The organism is Pseudoclavibacter endophyticus (assembly GCF_008831085.1).
Classification (GTDB): domain Bacteria; phylum Actinomycetota; class Actinomycetes; order Actinomycetales; family Microbacteriaceae; genus Pseudoclavibacter; species Pseudoclavibacter endophyticus.
In genome coordinates, this window is the sequence record NZ_WBJY01000001.1 from 222233 (window position 1) to 237429 (window position 15197).

Below are 15197 nucleotides of genomic sequence, written 5' to 3' on the forward strand. Positions count from 1 at the left end.
GCGAGACCGTCTCAGGCTCGCCCACCCGGGGTCGTGGCGTACGTCTCAATCTGAGCCTGTTCCCGGGTGTTGCCGCACGCGGCGCGTGGGAGGCGGCGCGTCTCAGGCTGAGACCCGAGATCGGGCGCTGAATTTCTAGCGTTAACCACACAGTGCGGTATCCGCACAGTGCTGGGGCCGGATCCGCTGCCCCGTGCAGTTGCTCAACGCGAGGAGGATCACCAATGCACATCGGAGTGAACTTTGGTTTCGGCCGTGCCGACACGAGTGTGTCGGAGCACGACATCGTCAAGAACGAAACTGGGCTCGCCGTGCTCTCGGAGGAGCTCGGCTTCGACAGCGTCTGGGCGGTCGAGCACCACTTCACCGACTACTCGTTCTGCCCCGACAACCTGCAGTGGCTCGCATACGTCGGTGCCAAGACCGTCCGCATCAAGCTCGGCACGGGCGGGGTGATCCTGCCGTGGAACGACCCGCTGCGCGTCGCCGAGAAGCTCATGCTGCTCGACAACCTCACTGAGGGACGCGTGATCTTCGGTATGGGTCGCGGCCTCGCCCGCTCAGAGTTCGAAGGCATGCGAATTCCCGTCGGCGAATCGCGCGAGCGCTTCGACGAGATGCTGCCGATGATCATCCAAGGCCTCGAGACCGGCCACATGGAGGGCGCAGGCCCCCACTACGTGCAGCCGCGGGTGCAGATCAAGCCCGGCCCGTACGCGAGCTTCGCCGGCCGCATGTACACGGTCGCCGGCTCGGAGGAGTCGATGGTCGCGGCGGTCAAGAACCGCATCAGCGTGATGTCATTCCTCGTGCGTCCCGTCGACAAGCTCGTCGACACGTTCAACCTCTTCAACGACAAGTGGCGCGCGACGTGGGACGACGAGCCGGCCCCGGTGTGCCTCAACGTGAACATGTACTGCCACCCCGATCCCGAGGTCGCGAAGGAGCGCATGTACAAGCACGTCGGCGCGTTCTGGCAGCAGAACGTCGACCACTACGAGTTCACGGGCACCCACTTCGCAACCCAGAAGGGCTACGAGCGCTACGACGAGAAGGCCAAGTTCTTCCGCGAGCGCGGTGTCGAGCAGGCCGGCCGCGACTACGCCGACGCGGCGATCGGCGGCACGCCCGAGCAGATCCTCGAGAAGCTCGACTGGATCCAGAGCATCCTCGGGCGGTACGAGCTCGTCGTCGCGCCCGCGTTCGGCGGCATGCCGTACGACCAGGCCGAGGCGAGCCTGCGCCTGTTCGCAGAGGAGGTCGCCCCGAAGGCCCGCATCGCTTACGACGCGCGTGTTGCCGAGAAGAAGCTCGCGTCGTCGGGAGCGTCGGCGTGACCCAACAGGAGCAGGCCACCCTCGGCGACGCCGCCGGCAGCGGGACCGTGCCCGGCGTGACGCGCCGCATCGTCGACCAGGGCGTGCCGATGGCGGCCCGCGACGGCGTCGTGCTGCGGTCGGTCGTGCATCGCCTCGCCGGCCGGCGCACGCAGCCGATCGTGCTCGTGCGCAATCCCTACGGCGAACCGCTCACCCGCGGTCTGCCGATCGCCCCGCTGCTCGGGGCCGGCTTCGCGGTCGTCGTCCAGGACTGCCGCGGCACGGCTGACTCGGACGGCAAGTTCGTGCCGTTCGAGACCGAGGCGACCGACACCCTCGACGCGATCGACTGGTGCGGCACCCTGCCGTTCTCGAACGGCACGGTCGTGATGTACGGCGCGTCGTATTCGGGCATGGTGCAGCTCGCCGCGGCGGTGCACCGGCCGGATGCCCTGGCCGGGATCATCCCCGTCGTCACGCCCGACGACTATCAGACCCGCCTCGCCTACCGCGGCGGCGCATTCCAACTGGGCCAGCTGACGGGCTGGTACACGATGAAAGCCCTGCAGAGCATTACGTACCGCGCACAGCACGGAGAGCAGGTCGGGCCGCTGTTCGCGGCGTTCGGCGCGCACGCCGCCGACCCGTACGGCTCGGTCACGAGAACGCGCCTGGCGGATGCGCCGGTGCTCAGCGAAGTGCTGCCGACGTGGCGCACGTGGACGACGAACGACACGACGGGCGACTACTGGCCGAGCGTGAGCTACCGCGACCGCCGCGCCGAGGTCGCCGTGCCCGGCCTGCACGTCGGCGGCTGGTTCGATCTCTTCCTTGGCGGCACGATCAGCAATTTCGCGACCCTTCGCGAGCGCGCCGCGACCGAGCGCGCCCGCGATGGGCAGCGCCTCATCGTCGGCCCCTGGCAGCACACCGATCAGAGCGGTACGGTCGGAGACCTGTCATTCGGACCGCCCGCGTCGGCGGCCGGCCTCGGCCTCGAGGGGATCGTGACCGACTTTGCGGCGGCGACCGCGGCCGGCGCCCAGATCGCCGGCCCGCCCATTCGCCTCTACGTCATGAACGACGGCTGGCGCGACGAGCACGAATGGCCGCTCGCCCGAACGACCTTCACGCCGTGGTACCTGCAGCCGGGCGGCGGGCTCGGACCAGCGGTTCCAGACGTGGATGCCGCCGCCGCGGACGCCTCGACGTCGTACGTGCACGATCCTGCCGACCCGGTGCCGATGATCGGCGGCCAGTCGGGCATCATGGCCGGCGGTCTCGACGGCGGCAACCAGTGGACCGCGGGCCCTCGCGATCAGCGACCGCTCGATGGCCGCGACGACGTGCTGCGCTTCACCGGCGAGCCCCTTGCTGCCGACACCGAGGTGACGGGTCCGGTCGAGGTCGTGCTGCACGCCGCCACGAGCGCCGACGACGCCGACTTCGTCGCCCGTCTTGTCGACGTGTATCCCGACGGGCGCGCCATCGGTGTCGTCGACGGCGTCGTGCGGGCGAAGTTCCGCGATGGGCAGGACGAGGCGAAGCCCGTCACGCCCGGCGAGGTCACCGAGCTGCGCATCGATCTGTGGGCCACGAGCTGGTGCTTCGCGGCGGGGCACCGCATCCGCATCGATATCGCGAGTTCGTCGTACCCGAACTGGGACGTCAACCAGGGCGGCGCCGGGAACAACGCACTCGTCGAGCCCGGATCGGGGGCCAGGGCAACGCAGCACATCCACCACTGCACTGCCTTCCCATCACACGTCGTGCTGCCGCTGATCCCCGCGTCAACCGGCCCGGCGTCAACCGGCCCGTCGTGACCGGGACCTGCGGCGTCTCTGGGATGACGCGAAATGAAGGACGACGCGCCGGGCGCATCCGTGCGCGGTCAGTTGGCCCCGCGGATGACGATCTTCTCGGTCGAGACGGTCTCGACGTTCTCGTGGTCGACGGCGATCTCGACGTACACGCACGCATGCTCGCCGATCACCCCGCGAACCGAGCCCCGGAAGTCGGCGACGACCGGCCCCAGCGCGTCGATCGACGGCACGTTGGCGACCGTGACGCGCACGCCTGCGAAGGTCTGGCCCTCGTCGTCGGAACCGGCGGACACCTCGAGCACCTCGCCGATGTAGGGGCTCTCAAGGAGTGCGGCGCGGATCTTCTCGACGGTCTCAGTGGTCACGGTGTCCCTTTCGCAGTGGTGGTCCCAGGGTACCCGTCGAGCCCACGCAAGCTCGGTCGAATCGAACAATGATCGTGGGAAAACGTTGCATGTTCCCCACAGGCGGCGCCTTCCAAGATCACGCCACAGTAATGACCAGAACATGCTCGTCGCCTGAGCACCGCGCTGCTCGGCGGTTGCGGCCAGGCGCGGCAGGCCGCGAGGGGTCCGCGCCTAGAATCGCTGCGTGACCGCCTCCGATTCAGCAGCCGACCGCCCCGCCCAGCCCCACGCATCCACGTCGCTGCCGACGATCGCGATGCTCGGCGTCGGCAATATGTCGGGCGCCGTGCTCGCAGGGCTCACGCGACCCGGCTACGGGCCGACCGAGCCGATCCGCGTCACGAACCGCACCGAGGCACGGGCGGCGACCCACCGGAGCGAGCGGGTCATCGCGCACGCGCTCGAGAACACCCCGACGGCGAACGTCGACGCGGCGCTCGGCGCCGGCGTCGTCGTCCTCGGCGTGAAGCCGGGCATGATCGCCGACCTGCTCGACGAGGTGCGCGACGCGATCTCCCCGGATGCCGTGGTCGTCTCGGTGGCCGCGGGCGTCACGATCGAATCGATCGAGCGGCGCCTCGCGCCCGGCACGCGCGTCGTACGCGCCATGCCGAACACACCGGCAACGCTCGGCCTCGGAGTCACCGGCATCGCCCGCGGCACCACGGCGGACGATCGCGCAATCGCCGATGCCCGCGCGCTCTTCGAGGCGGTCGGTGACGTCGTGGAGGTCTATGAGGCGCAGCTCGACATCGTGACGGGCATCTCGGGCTCCGGGCCCGCCTATGTCTACCTTGTCGTCGAAGAGCTCATGCGCACCGCCGAGGTGCTCGGACTCGACGCCGAGCGGGCGCGAACCCTCGCCGTCGGAACCGTGCGCGGCGCCGGTGCCATGCTCGCGGCGGCGCCCGAGACCGAGCCGTCCGAGCTGCGTCATCGCGTCACCAGCCCCGGCGGCACGACCGAGCGTGCGATCGCCGTCTTGCAGCAGGGCGGCCTCGGAGACCTCATCGAGCGGGCCGTGCGCGCCAACATTCAGCGCTCCAACGAACTCGCGGCCGAGAACTCCTGATCGGCGATGAGCGCGATGGCACGGGGGCACGAGTTCACGGAGGACGCCTACGCCGTCCTCGGCGTCGCACGCGGCGCCGATGACGACGAGATCCGCCGCGCCGCACGCCTGAAACAGCGAGAGGCGCACCCGGATCTCGGTGGCTCATCGGAGGCGTTCGTGCGCGTTCGGCTCGCGGTCGAGGTGCTCACTGACCCGGAGCTTCGAGCCGAGCACGACGTCTGGCTCGAACGGCGCACCAGGGGCGGCGCCAGGCGGTTGCGCATGCAGCGACGTGGCGCCCAGGCGGGGCCCGGAGGCCGCGGCGCGGCGCGGCGCGAATCGACCGGCCCGGCGGGGGCGCGCCGCCCGCCGGGCACCTTCGTTCCGCGGGCCGAGACGCCGCCACCGGACCGCATCCCGAAACCACGAACCGACGTGCGGCGCATGGCGTGGTACCGCACCGCATGGAGTGACGCGCCCCTGCAGTGGCCGCCGGCGGTCGCCGCGCTGCCCCCGCTGCGTGCGCGCGAGCTCGCCGTGCTGCTCGCGCACGCGCTCGTGCTCGTGGCCGGGACACTCCTGCTCACGCTCCCGGGATCGATCGCCGAGTGGCGATTGCCCGATCCGTTCGGGGGCGACGCCCTGTCGCTGTGGCCCGCGATCGCGGTCTTCGCTCTTCTCGGCGCAGGGTGGATGCTGTGCCGCGTGCTCGTACGCGCCCGCGTGTTCGCGCGCGTCGCCTACGTCGTGACGCTCGCGGTGTCGATCGGTATGTCGGCGTTCGCGCTGGTCATCGCACTGTTCTCGCTGGCGGTCTCGCCCGAGCTGTTCACGGATGCCGTGTTCCTGCGCAGCATCGTTCAGGTGGCGGTGTTCGGCGCCTATGCGGCCACCGCCTTCGCACTGTGGCACACGTTCGCGCCCCGCACCCGCGCCGTGCTGCGTGACCGGCTGCTCGTCTCCCTCGCCGCGGAGTCGGCGCCCCCGCTCGACGACCGCTCGAGAGTGTGGGGCCGGCCCGGCCAGACCGCGATGGGCGGCGAGGACACTCCGATCAGCGTGAACCCCATGCGCGCGAAGCTCGCGCAGCAGGTGGTCGGCGAGGCGCTGGGACAGCTGCAGCGCATGCCGGGAGTGCGGATCGTGCACGGTCTCAGGGCGGCAGGGCTCGGCACGGTCGCGCACGCCGTTATCGCGGGGCGCAGCATCGCCCTCATCGACGCGCAGCTTTGGGCGCCGGGAACCTACGGCGTCGGCGCAAACGGCATGGTCACCCGCGACGGCGAAGACGTGGCTTCGGCCGCCGCCGAGTTCCCGCACGTCGTCGAGCGGTTCCACCGGCTCTTCGGCGAGACCGCGAGGGTCAAGGGGTGGATCACGGTGCTGCCTGAAAGCGAGGGCGATCTGAACGTCGACACCAGCCGCACCTGGCAGCGCGTCCGCCTCGCGACCCTGAATGACACGCTCCGGGAGGTCGGCGATTGGCTGGCACCCGAGGGCGAGCGCGTCGACCGCCTGCTGCTGCGAGACCTGCTGCGGCACCGCGCCTGAGGCGCGCGCCCCGCCTGCGGCGCGCGCCCCGCCTGCGGCCGGGTGCCGAAACGCCTCCGACGGCCCGACGGTCCCCGCGCCCCCGCGCTCGCGCCTTTTGAGCATCCCGTGCCGGCGCGTCGCGTACCCTCGCTGTCGTCCAAAGCCCGACCTCTCCGCCGACATAAGATGAAAGCGGGCCGTCGGGATGAGCGCATCCCCGCTCGAAACCGCTCGAGATTGCCACGAACCCTGCTCGCGACGAACCCCTTCTCGCGCACGCATCGACTCCGGAGGCCACCACGATGGAAGCCCTGCTCACCGTCACCGACCTGACGAAGCACTTCGGCGAGACGATCGCGCTGAAAGGCGTGCAGATGCAGGTCAGCCGCGGAGAGATCGTCGGCCTCGTCGGCGAGAACGGCGCGGGCAAGTCGACGCTCGTGAGCATCCTCGGCGGCTGGACGACGCCAGACGGCGGTCAGCTCGTGCTCGACGACGAGCCGTTTCGGCCCGGGTCGCCGAGCGAAGCGCTGCTGGCGGGAGTCGGGTCGATTCAGCAGCAGTTCGAGGTCGACGCCAGGCAGACCATCGCGCACAACATCTTCCGGTCGTCGTACAACGCCGACCTCCCGGTCGACGAGCAGAATGAGCTCGCGCGGGAACTCATGGCGAGCGTCGGGCTCGACTTCGACCCCGAGCGGCGCATGGGCGAGCTCGTGCGAGCCGAGCAAGCACTCGTCGAGGTGATGCGGGTGATGGCCGAGGAGTCTCAACTCGTGCTCATGGACGAGGTCGCGTCAACCTTCAACGACTTCGAGATCTCACAGCTGCACGAGGTCACGCGCCGACTCGCGCGGGCGGGTCGCGCCGTGATCTACATCACGCACCGCATCGACGAGATCGCGTCGCTCGTCGACAGGGTCGTGGTGCTGCGCGACGGGCTCGTGACGCGCGAGTTCTCGCCGCACGCGTTGCCCCACACCGACATCGCCTACGAGATCACGCAGCGCGAACTGACGTTCGGTGAGCGACCCGCGCCGCTCGGCGGCGATGGAGCAGAGCACGCCGTCGCGGGCGAGGGCGGCGTCGCCGCGCGCACCCGGCTCGACGTGGAGGGGCTCTCGACGCCGGACGGCGCCGTGCGAGGGGTGTCGTTCGCGCTTCGCCGCGGCGAGGTCTTCGGGCTCACCGGCCTACGGCGCGCGGGGATGAGCGAGCTCGCGGCTGCGCTCGTGGGGGCGGCGCCGGCGAGCTGGCAGCGCTACCGCAAGGACGGGACCGACGTGCTGCTGCGCGAGCCGGCCGACGCGCTGAAACTGCGCATCGGCTATCTGTCGGATCGCGATGACGAGCTCGGCCTGCGAACCGAGCACTCGATCGCCGAGAACCTGGTGACGGAGCGCGAGAACGCAACGACGCTCGACGAATTCCAGGCCCTGCGCGAGGCGGTGGCCCAGGTGCATCGCCTCCGGATCACGTCGACCGGGGTCGGCGGCGAGGTCGGCCACCTGTCGGTCGGCAACCAGCAGAAGGTGGCGGTGGCACGGTGGATGGGCGCCGGATGCGATGTGCTCGTGCTGAATCACCCAACACGGGGCATCGACGTGGGCGCGCGCCACGACATCACCGAGATGCTGCACGAGCTGGCCGCGCGCGGCACGTCGATCGTGTTCATCTCGTCCGACCTGACGGAGCTGCTGGAGCTCAGCCACCGCATCGGCGTCATGCGCGACGGCGAGCTCGTGTCGGTGCAGGACAACGCCGACGCGTCGGAGGACTCGCTCATGGCCGAGGCCCTCGGCGAGGGCGTCTTCCGCGACGACCAGGCGGATACGAGCGAGGCGAGCGGGGCCGGTGACGAGTTCGCTGCGCCGAGGGCCCCGGTCGCGGGTGGCCGCCGGGCGCGCCGCGCTAGCCGGTAGACGGAGCGCGATCGCACCAGCGCCGTCGCCGCCATTCCCCGGAGCAGGCGAGTCGGCGCCGTCACGAAGCGCGACCGAAGATCTTCCGTTCGAGGCCGCGGGTGGCCGACACCACCGCATCCACGTAGCGCTCGCGGGCCGCGCGCACGCGCTCCTTCGGGCCGGAGATGCTGATGGCGCCGTGTGCCGTGCCGCGCGTATCGATGATCGGCGCGCTGACCGCGGCAAGCTCGGATTCACTCTCGCCGTCGTTCACCGCGAACCCTTGTGCGCGAACGGTATCGAGGGTCTCGACGAGCGCGACTCGCGATCGGATCGTCGCGTCGGTGGCCGGCGCGAGCGTGGCCGAAGGATACAGCTGGTCGAACTCCGCGGGCGACAGCTGCGCGAGCAAGCACTTGCCGGCGGCCGTTGCGTGCGCGGGCACCCGCGCGCCGACCCTCGACGCGGCACGGATGACGTGCCCGCCCTCGGCCACCGACACGAACACGATCTCGTCGCCCTCGAGGACGATGAGGTGGGCGGTCTCGCCGGTCATCGCCGCGACCTGCGCGAGGAAGGGGATCGCCTCGCTCTTGAGGTCGCCGACCCCGATGACCGACATGCCGAGCTCGACGAGCCGGTAGCCGGCGCCGTACGACTTGTCGCCCGGGTTGTAGCGCAGCAGCCCTCGCTCGAGCAGCGTCGAGACCATGCGGTGCGCCGTCGACCGGGCGACGCCGAGCTCGTTCGCGACATCGCTCGTCCGCAGCCACGGGCGCTCCGCGAGCATGAGCAGGATGCGGGCGGCGTTGTCGACCGCGTCGATCGTGTACCGACCGCGCGGCTCGCTCGAGGTGTCGGCGGAGGGGACCGCGTCAGCGGAGGGCGAGGCGTCATCGATGGCCATGTGTCCGGTCCTTTCACGAGCGCGGCCGCCGGATGCTCGGGCGCGACCCCGAGCATCCGGCGGCGTTCCTACTCGGCGACGTCAGGCGTGCCGTAGATGTGGAACTCGGGAGGGATGCGCGCGCCCCAGCCCGGCTTCGTCTTCCACTCGTCGGCGGACCAGATGTACGTCTCGTGGTCGGGCGCGAACTCGAGATAGCCGCCGTGCGCGACCTCGATGCGGTTGCCCCCCGGTTCACGCGTGTACAGGTAGAAGCCCTGGATCGCCGTGTGCGCCGACGGACCCGCCTCGATGTAGATGCCCGCGTCGGCGAACATGCTCGCGGCGAGCAGCACGTCTTCGCGGCTGTCGACAAGGTAGGCGAAATGGTGCAGGCGGCCGCTGCCGCTCGTATTCTCCTGCGTGTAAATGAGCTCGTGGCCCTGGATCGAGCTGCTCATCCAGGCGCCCGCCTCGGCGACGCCGTCGGCCTGGCGGATGACCTCGTAGGTGCGGAGACCGAAGCCGTCCTCCCAGAACTCACGGTTGCGCCGCACGTCCCTCGCGAGCAGGTTGACGTGGTCGAGCCGCCGCACGTTCGCACCGCGGCCGGCGTAGGCCTGCACGTTCGTGGGAATTGCCGGCCGCTTGCCCTCCGGTGCCACGTACCGCTCGGTGTCGAAGTAGAGGCGGAACGTGTGCCCGTCGGGGTCGAGGAACTCGTACGAGCGCCCGATGCCGTACTCGGGGTCGAGCCAGCGGCCCGCGTGCCCGTTGGCCTCGAGCCAGGCGACGCGTCGCTCGAGGGCAGCATCGCTCTCGGTGCGCCACGACATGTACTCGAGGCCGCCCTGGTTCGACGCCGTGAGTTTGAGCGACCACAGCTGGTAGTCGCCGAAGGCGCGCAGGTAGGTCGAGTCGCCGTCCTGCGCGACGATGTCCATACCGAGCAGGTCGACGAAGTAGGCGAGCGTCGCATCCGGCGTCGGGGTGTACATGGCGTGGTAGCCGAGGTGGGCGAGGTCGTAGCCGCGCGCGTAGTCGGTCATATTGCGTGCCTCCTTCAGCGGTCAGTGGTGCTCGACGGGGTTCGAGAGCACGCCGATGCCCTCGATCTCGACCTCGACCGTGCCGCCGAGGCGCACGAGGTCGACGTTCTGCACGGCGCCGCCCTTCGCCGATGCGCGAAGCGCCGTGCCCATGGCGATGACGTCACCCGGCTCGAGCGTGAGGTACTGCGACGTGAACGACACGACCTCGGCCACGCTGAAGCGCAGGTTGCCGGTGTTGTCGTCGGTCACGACGCGCCCGTCGTGGCGGCACTGGATGCGCAGCGCGTGGGGATCTGGCACCTCATCGGTCGTCACGACCCATGGCCCCAGGGGGCCGAACGTGTCGGCGCCCTTGTAGCGGGCGGGGTAGCTCACCCAGCTGTCGACGTAGCGGATGCCGTTGGGGTCGTCGGGATCGGGGTGGATGGCCCGGTAATGGAAGGTGTCGTCACCGCGCATGGTGGGCGACGTGAGGTCGTTCATGATCGTGTAGCCGAAGACGTGGCCAGGCGCCTCGTCGATCGTGAGTTCGGCGCCGCCGGTGCCGATGACGACCGTGAGCTCGGGCTCGGGGTGCACGCGGCCGTAGCGCTCCTTCACCCGGATGGGCTGCCCGTGGCCGACGAGCGATGACGACGGCTTCACGAACATGGCCGGCGTCGAGGGCCCCTGCATGATGCGGTCGGGGTTGGCACTGTTGTTGAGCGCGACGCCGAGGATCTTGCCGGGGCGGCGGAGCGGCGGGAGCCAGTGCACGCCGTCGAGGGAGATGCGCCCGCTCTGCGCCTTCGCCTTCGAGGCGAGCGCGAGGCCGTCGGGGTGCTCGATGAGGTCGCCGAGATCGGCGAAGCCCTCGACGACGGCGGCCTCCGTCTCGGACACGCCGACGATGACGGCCCGCGAGCCGTCGGCCTGTTGGATCGTGCCGAGCCTCATCGCGCCGCCTCGATTCGTATCGCGGCCGGATGCGCGGTGGCGCTGGTGCCCGTGCTGATCATGCGTTCGGTCCCCTTCGTGACGTCGTCGTCGCTTGCTCGTGCCTGCAGTGGCCGGCTCGTGCTTGCAGTCTCAGTGAGTGAGACGGTGTTTCAACAGGCAAGACGATACGGGATGCCGCGGGGGCTGTCTACGCCGCCGTCCCCGGTCTGCCGAGGCGGGCCGTCCGTCTGGAGGGCCCGGGAGGTCAAGCACGGCCGGAGATGGGCGTGCCCGTCCGTCTCGTCCCTCCAAGGGGTCGTACGCACTCGTCCGCAGAGGTCGCGCTACGCTGGCGGACGGACCGGTGCGAGCGAAACGAGGTCTCATCGATGTCCGTCCGACCCCGCCCAACGCGGGCCCCGGCCGCACCGGCACGACGCGGGCCAGGTCATCGACGAGCACCTCGCCGACGACGGGGACTGACGTGATCACTGCGCGCCGCTGGGGCTTGTTCGAGGCCCCGGCCGACCCGCCGGCCGGGCGGCGGTTGCGTCTCGACCCCACCTGGTCGCCGGCGCGCATGAGCCGCGAGATCATCCGCCGTGAGTGGCGTCTCGTGCTCGCGGGGTCGCTGCTCCTCGTCAGTTACAACGTCGCGATGATGCTCGTGCCGGTCGTGGTCGGCAGCGTGGTCGACACCGTCGTGCAGCCCCTCGCCGAGGGCATCCCCGTGAGCGACCTCCTGCCGCTCCTCGCGTGGTGGTGCGCGGCGGTGCTCGGCCTGTACCTCGTGATCAACTTCGGTTACCGCTTCGGCGGACGCCTCGGCTGGCTCGCGGTGCAGCGCTCGCAGTTCGAGGTCGCGCAGCGCGTGCTCGAGCGCGTCCTTGATGAACGCGGCATTGCGGGCCCGCCCCGGGCGAGCGGCGGGCTGCTCTCGGTCGCGACCGGCGACGCGCACCGGGCCTGCCTCGTGCTCTACGTCACGATCTACCCGCCGGGACAGGCCATAGGCCTCCTCGTCGCGGTCGGGGCGCTGTTTACCGTGCACCCGTGGCTCGGCATCGGCGCGATCGTGGGTCTTCCCGTTGCGATCCTCGTCATGCACGCCCTCACGCAACCCCTCCGCAAACGCAGTCAGGCCGAGCGTGCCAAGCTCGCCGACGCCGCGGCATCCGCCGCCGACCTCGTCGCCGGTTACCGCGTGCTTCGCGGCCTCCACGCGCACGACGTCGCGGCGGGGCGCTACCGCGACGTGAGCAGGCGAGCGCTCGACTCGACGGTCGCGGCGCGCAGCGCGAAGGCCTGGTTCGACGGTGTCGGCACTGGCGTTTCGCAACTGTTCGCCGTCGCGGTCGTCATCGCGGCGGCCGTGCTCGCGTTCAACGCCGAGATCGGTGCGGGCGGGCTCGCGACCGTCGCCGGTGTCGCCGTCGCGATGGTGCAGCCGCTCAACCTGCTCGTGAACTCGCTCGCCTCGTACTGGGCGATCGCGCAAGCGAGCACCCGACGCGTGCTCGACCTCATCGGCACGGCACCCAACCCGGCGAGCCTCGGCGACCGCGAAGTGCCCGCGCCGTCGACCGGCATCGCCGCGCTCGAGTTCCGCGGGTTCCCCGTTGCGGACGGTGCGCGGTTGGATGCCCGGATCGAGCAGGGATCGTTCGTCGTGCTCGACCTGCCGCACGCGAGCCACGGGCGCCTCGCCGAGGTGCTCGCCGCGCGTGCGAGCGCGTCGGCGCGGATGTCCGGCAGCGACGGCGTTGCCGGACCGGCTGGCGGCCCAGCGCCGGCGTTCGACGACGCCGTTCGCGTCTTCGGCATGCCCGTCGGTGCCCTGCAGCCCGCGGCGCTGCGTGAGCGCATCCTCGTCGTGCCGCACGCACCCGGCATCCTGTCCGGCACCGTGCTCGACAACGTGCGCGCGACCGGTGACGAACCGCGAAGGGAAGACGCCGCCCGAGAGGCGCTGCGCGTCGCGAGCCTCGAACCGGCCGAACTGCCCGACCGCTACGACACCGGCGTCGGCGACGACGGTTGGGAACTGTCGGGCGGCCAGCGACAGCGCATCGCGCTCGCCCGGGCCGTCGCCGCGGCACCGGACGTGCTCGTGCTCGTCGAGCCGACGACCTCGGTCGACGCGGTGACCGAGCAGCGGATCGCGGCGCGCCTCGCCGACCAGCGCGTGGGTCGCACGACCCTCGTCGTGACGTCGTCGCCCGCCTTCCACGCCGTCGCCGACCGCGTTCTGACCGCTGGGAGCGCGCGTACGCCAACGGGGGTCGGGTCCGATGGTTGACCGGTACACCGAGCGCGCGGCCGGCGAGCCCGCGGCCACGGGGAACGCGGGCGCCCGGGACGCGGCCGTCGGGCACGCGGCCGTCGGGCACGCGGCCGGGAGTGCCGACCGCGCCGACGACCTCCTCACCGGCGAGGAGCTCCGCCGACAGCTGCCGATCGCCCCGCCCCGTGCCGTCGCGTCGACGCTCTGGGTGATGCTCCGCGGTCGGCGCCTCCGCCTCGCGGGCGTGCTGCTGCGGTTTCTCGCCGAGGCCGTGACCGCGCTCGTGATCCCGTTCGTGACGGGAGCGATCGTCGACACCATCATCGCGGCCGATGGCACGGGAGTGCCCCGCGAGTTCTGGTGGCAGGTGGCGCTGCTCGTGGCCGCCGCCGCGGCGGCCGGGCTGCTGCGCTGGTCGGGAGCCTCGTCGCTCGCTCGTCTCGCCGAGACCCTCATCGCCGAGCTGCGCGAGGCGTACGTGACGAGCGCGCTACGGCTGCCGCGGGCATCCGTCGAACGGGCCGGCACCGGCGACATCGTCACCCGCGCCTCCGACGACATCGGCCAGATCTCGGGCACGCTGCCCGGCGTTCTGCCGCGCGTGTGCGTCTCGGCGTTCACGATCGCGCTCGCGGTCGGTGGAATCGGCGCGATCGACCCGCGGATGCTGATCGGGTTCGCGCTCACCGTCCCGTTCTACGCGGCCACTGTCGCCTGGTACGTCCGCACGGCGCCTGGGGTGTACGCGGCCGATCGAGCTGCGCGCTCACACCGCGGGCAACACATTCTCGGCACCCTGACGCAGCTGCCGGCCGTGGTGGCGCACCGCCTCGAACGCCGACAGCTCGGGCGCATCCGGGCGGCCGCGTGGCGGACCGTGCGTTGGGCGATGCGCACGCGGATCGTGCAGAATCGCCTGTCGGGCAACCTCTACCTCACTGAGGGCGTCGGGCTCGCGGCGGTGCTGTCGGTGGGCGTGTGGCTCGCCGCGATCGGCGCGTCGACCCCCGGCGACGTGACGGCGGCGGCGCTGCTGTTCCTTCGCACCGTCGGCCCGATCGCCGCGCTCATGTTCGTCATGGACGACCTGCAGTCGGCCTTCACCTCACTTGGTCGCCTCGTCGGCGTCATCGAATCGAGTGGGCAGGGCCCCTCGTCGGGCTCGGGGAACGAAGCGGGTGCGGGTGTGGGGAACGGTGCGGGTGACGGCCGCGACCCGGACGCTGCGGTCGTGCGCGCGTCACGGCTCTTCTTCGCCTATCGGCCGGATGCCCCGGTGCTGTCCGGCGTCGACCTCGAGATCGCGCGCGGGGAGGTGGTCGCGGTCGTGGGTGCGACGGGGTCCGGGAAATCGACGCTCGCGGCTGTGCTCGCGGGCGTGCACGAGCCGGACGATGGGCTCGTCGAGCGCGGAGTGCCGCTCTCGGCCGTCGTGACGGTGACGCAGGAGTCGCATCTCTTCGCCGGCACGGTGCGCGACAATCTCTCCCTCGCGGCGCCGGACGCGAGCGACGACGACCTCCGCGCCGCCCTCGAGCGCGTCGGTGCGGCGGAGCTGGTCGACAGCCTCCCGTCGGGACTCATCACGCCGATCGGCCACGGTGGCGAGACGCTGACGGCGGCGCAGGCGCAGCACCTGGCACTGGCCCGCGTCGTGCTCGCCGATCCGGCGCTCGTGATCCTCGACGAGGCGACCGCCGAGACCGACACCGCCGACGGCGGGGTACTCGACCGGGCCGCCGCCGCCGCGATCGAGGGGCGTGCCGCGCTCGTCATCGCGCACCGGCTGTCGCAGGCCGCGGCCGCAGACCGGGTCGTCGTGCTCGACGATGGCCGAGTCGCCGAGCAGGGCTCTCACGCCGAGCTCCTCGCCGCCGGCGGTGCCTACGCGCGGCTCTGGGAGGCGTGGTCGCGCGGAGGCGGCAGCCGGGAACGTGCCGCGGCGTCGCCGGCCGCCGACGCTGGGGCCGACGTCTGATTGCCCGCCGCGTCGAGGTGCACCCTCGCAACGCCCCGT

General features: G+C 71.3%; 11 protein-coding genes. 7 read left to right on the forward strand and 4 right to left on the reverse strand.

All coding sequences use genetic code 11. The features are described 5' to 3' along the window. The first annotated feature begins 224 nt into the window (after positions 1–224). Together F8O04_RS01020 and F8O04_RS01025 are read left to right on the forward strand one after the other, a co-directional pair. Positions 225–1337, forward strand: a complete 1113-nt coding sequence (locus F8O04_RS01020) for an LLM class flavin-dependent oxidoreductase (RefSeq protein ID WP_158027471.1) — start codon at positions 225–227, stop codon at positions 1335–1337. After that, a complete protein-coding gene (locus F8O04_RS01025; protein WP_158027472.1) occupies positions 1334–3142 on the forward strand; it encodes a CocE/NonD family hydrolase in 1809 nt (602 codons plus the stop codon). The genes F8O04_RS01020 and F8O04_RS01025 overlap by 4 nt, the downstream gene beginning before the upstream one ends. Positions 3143–3210: 68 nt before the next feature. On the opposite strand, the gene F8O04_RS01030 is transcribed toward F8O04_RS01025, so the two are convergent. Continuing rightward, entirely contained in the window at positions 3211–3507 is a 297-nt protein-coding gene (locus F8O04_RS01030; RefSeq protein ID WP_158027473.1) for a hypothetical protein, read from the reverse strand. Between the two features lie 226 nt (positions 3508–3733). Here F8O04_RS01030 and proC point away from each other — a divergent pair, with 226 nt between their 5' ends. The 3 genes from proC (at position 3734) to F8O04_RS01045 (ending at position 8058) form a co-directional block, all read left to right on the forward strand. Next, entirely contained in the window at positions 3734–4621 is an 888-nt protein-coding gene (gene proC / locus F8O04_RS01035; protein WP_308420195.1) for a pyrroline-5-carboxylate reductase, read from the forward strand. A 15-nt stretch (positions 4622–4636) separates the two neighbouring features. After that, positions 4637–6154, forward strand: coding sequence for a J domain-containing protein (locus F8O04_RS01040; RefSeq protein WP_188726350.1), 1518 nt, complete (start codon positions 4637–4639; stop codon positions 6152–6154). 284 nt (positions 6155–6438) lie between these two features. Next, a complete protein-coding gene (locus F8O04_RS01045) occupies positions 6439–8058 on the forward strand; it encodes an ATP-binding cassette domain-containing protein (RefSeq protein WP_158027475.1) in 1620 nt (539 codons plus the stop codon). A gap of 61 nt (positions 8059–8119) precedes the next feature. On the opposite strand, the gene F8O04_RS01050 is transcribed toward F8O04_RS01045, so the two are convergent. The 3 genes from F8O04_RS01050 to F8O04_RS01060 all read right to left on the reverse strand — a co-directional run bounded on the left by F8O04_RS01050 (position 8120) and on the right by F8O04_RS01060 (position 10914). Further along, positions 8120–8947 (reverse strand): IclR family transcriptional regulator, encoded by an 828-nt coding sequence (locus F8O04_RS01050; protein WP_158027476.1) that lies wholly within the window; start codon positions 8945–8947, stop codon positions 8120–8122. Between the two features lie 68 nt (positions 8948–9015). Then, the gene (locus tag F8O04_RS01055) at positions 9016–9975 is read right to left on the reverse strand and encodes a VOC family protein (RefSeq protein ID WP_158027477.1); all 960 of its coding nucleotides are present in this window, start codon (positions 9973–9975) and stop codon (positions 9016–9018) included. A gap of 21 nt (positions 9976–9996) precedes the next feature. Beyond that, entirely contained in the window at positions 9997–10914 is a 918-nt protein-coding gene (locus tag F8O04_RS01060; protein WP_225734791.1) for a fumarylacetoacetate hydrolase family protein, read from the reverse strand. Positions 10915–11260: 346 nt separating this feature from the next. Here F8O04_RS01060 and F8O04_RS01065 point away from each other — a divergent pair, with 346 nt between their 5' ends. Together F8O04_RS01065 and F8O04_RS01070 are read left to right on the forward strand one after the other, a co-directional pair. Then, positions 11261–13195 (forward strand): ABC transporter transmembrane domain-containing protein, encoded by a 1935-nt coding sequence (locus F8O04_RS01065; RefSeq protein ID WP_158027478.1) that lies wholly within the window; start codon positions 11261–11263, stop codon positions 13193–13195. Next, the gene (locus tag F8O04_RS01070; protein WP_158027479.1) at positions 13188–15158 is read left to right on the forward strand and encodes an ABC transporter ATP-binding protein; all 1971 of its coding nucleotides are present in this window, start codon (positions 13188–13190) and stop codon (positions 15156–15158) included. Before F8O04_RS01065 ends, F8O04_RS01070 begins: the two co-directional genes overlap by 8 nt. Positions 15159–15197 lie beyond the last annotated feature (39 nt).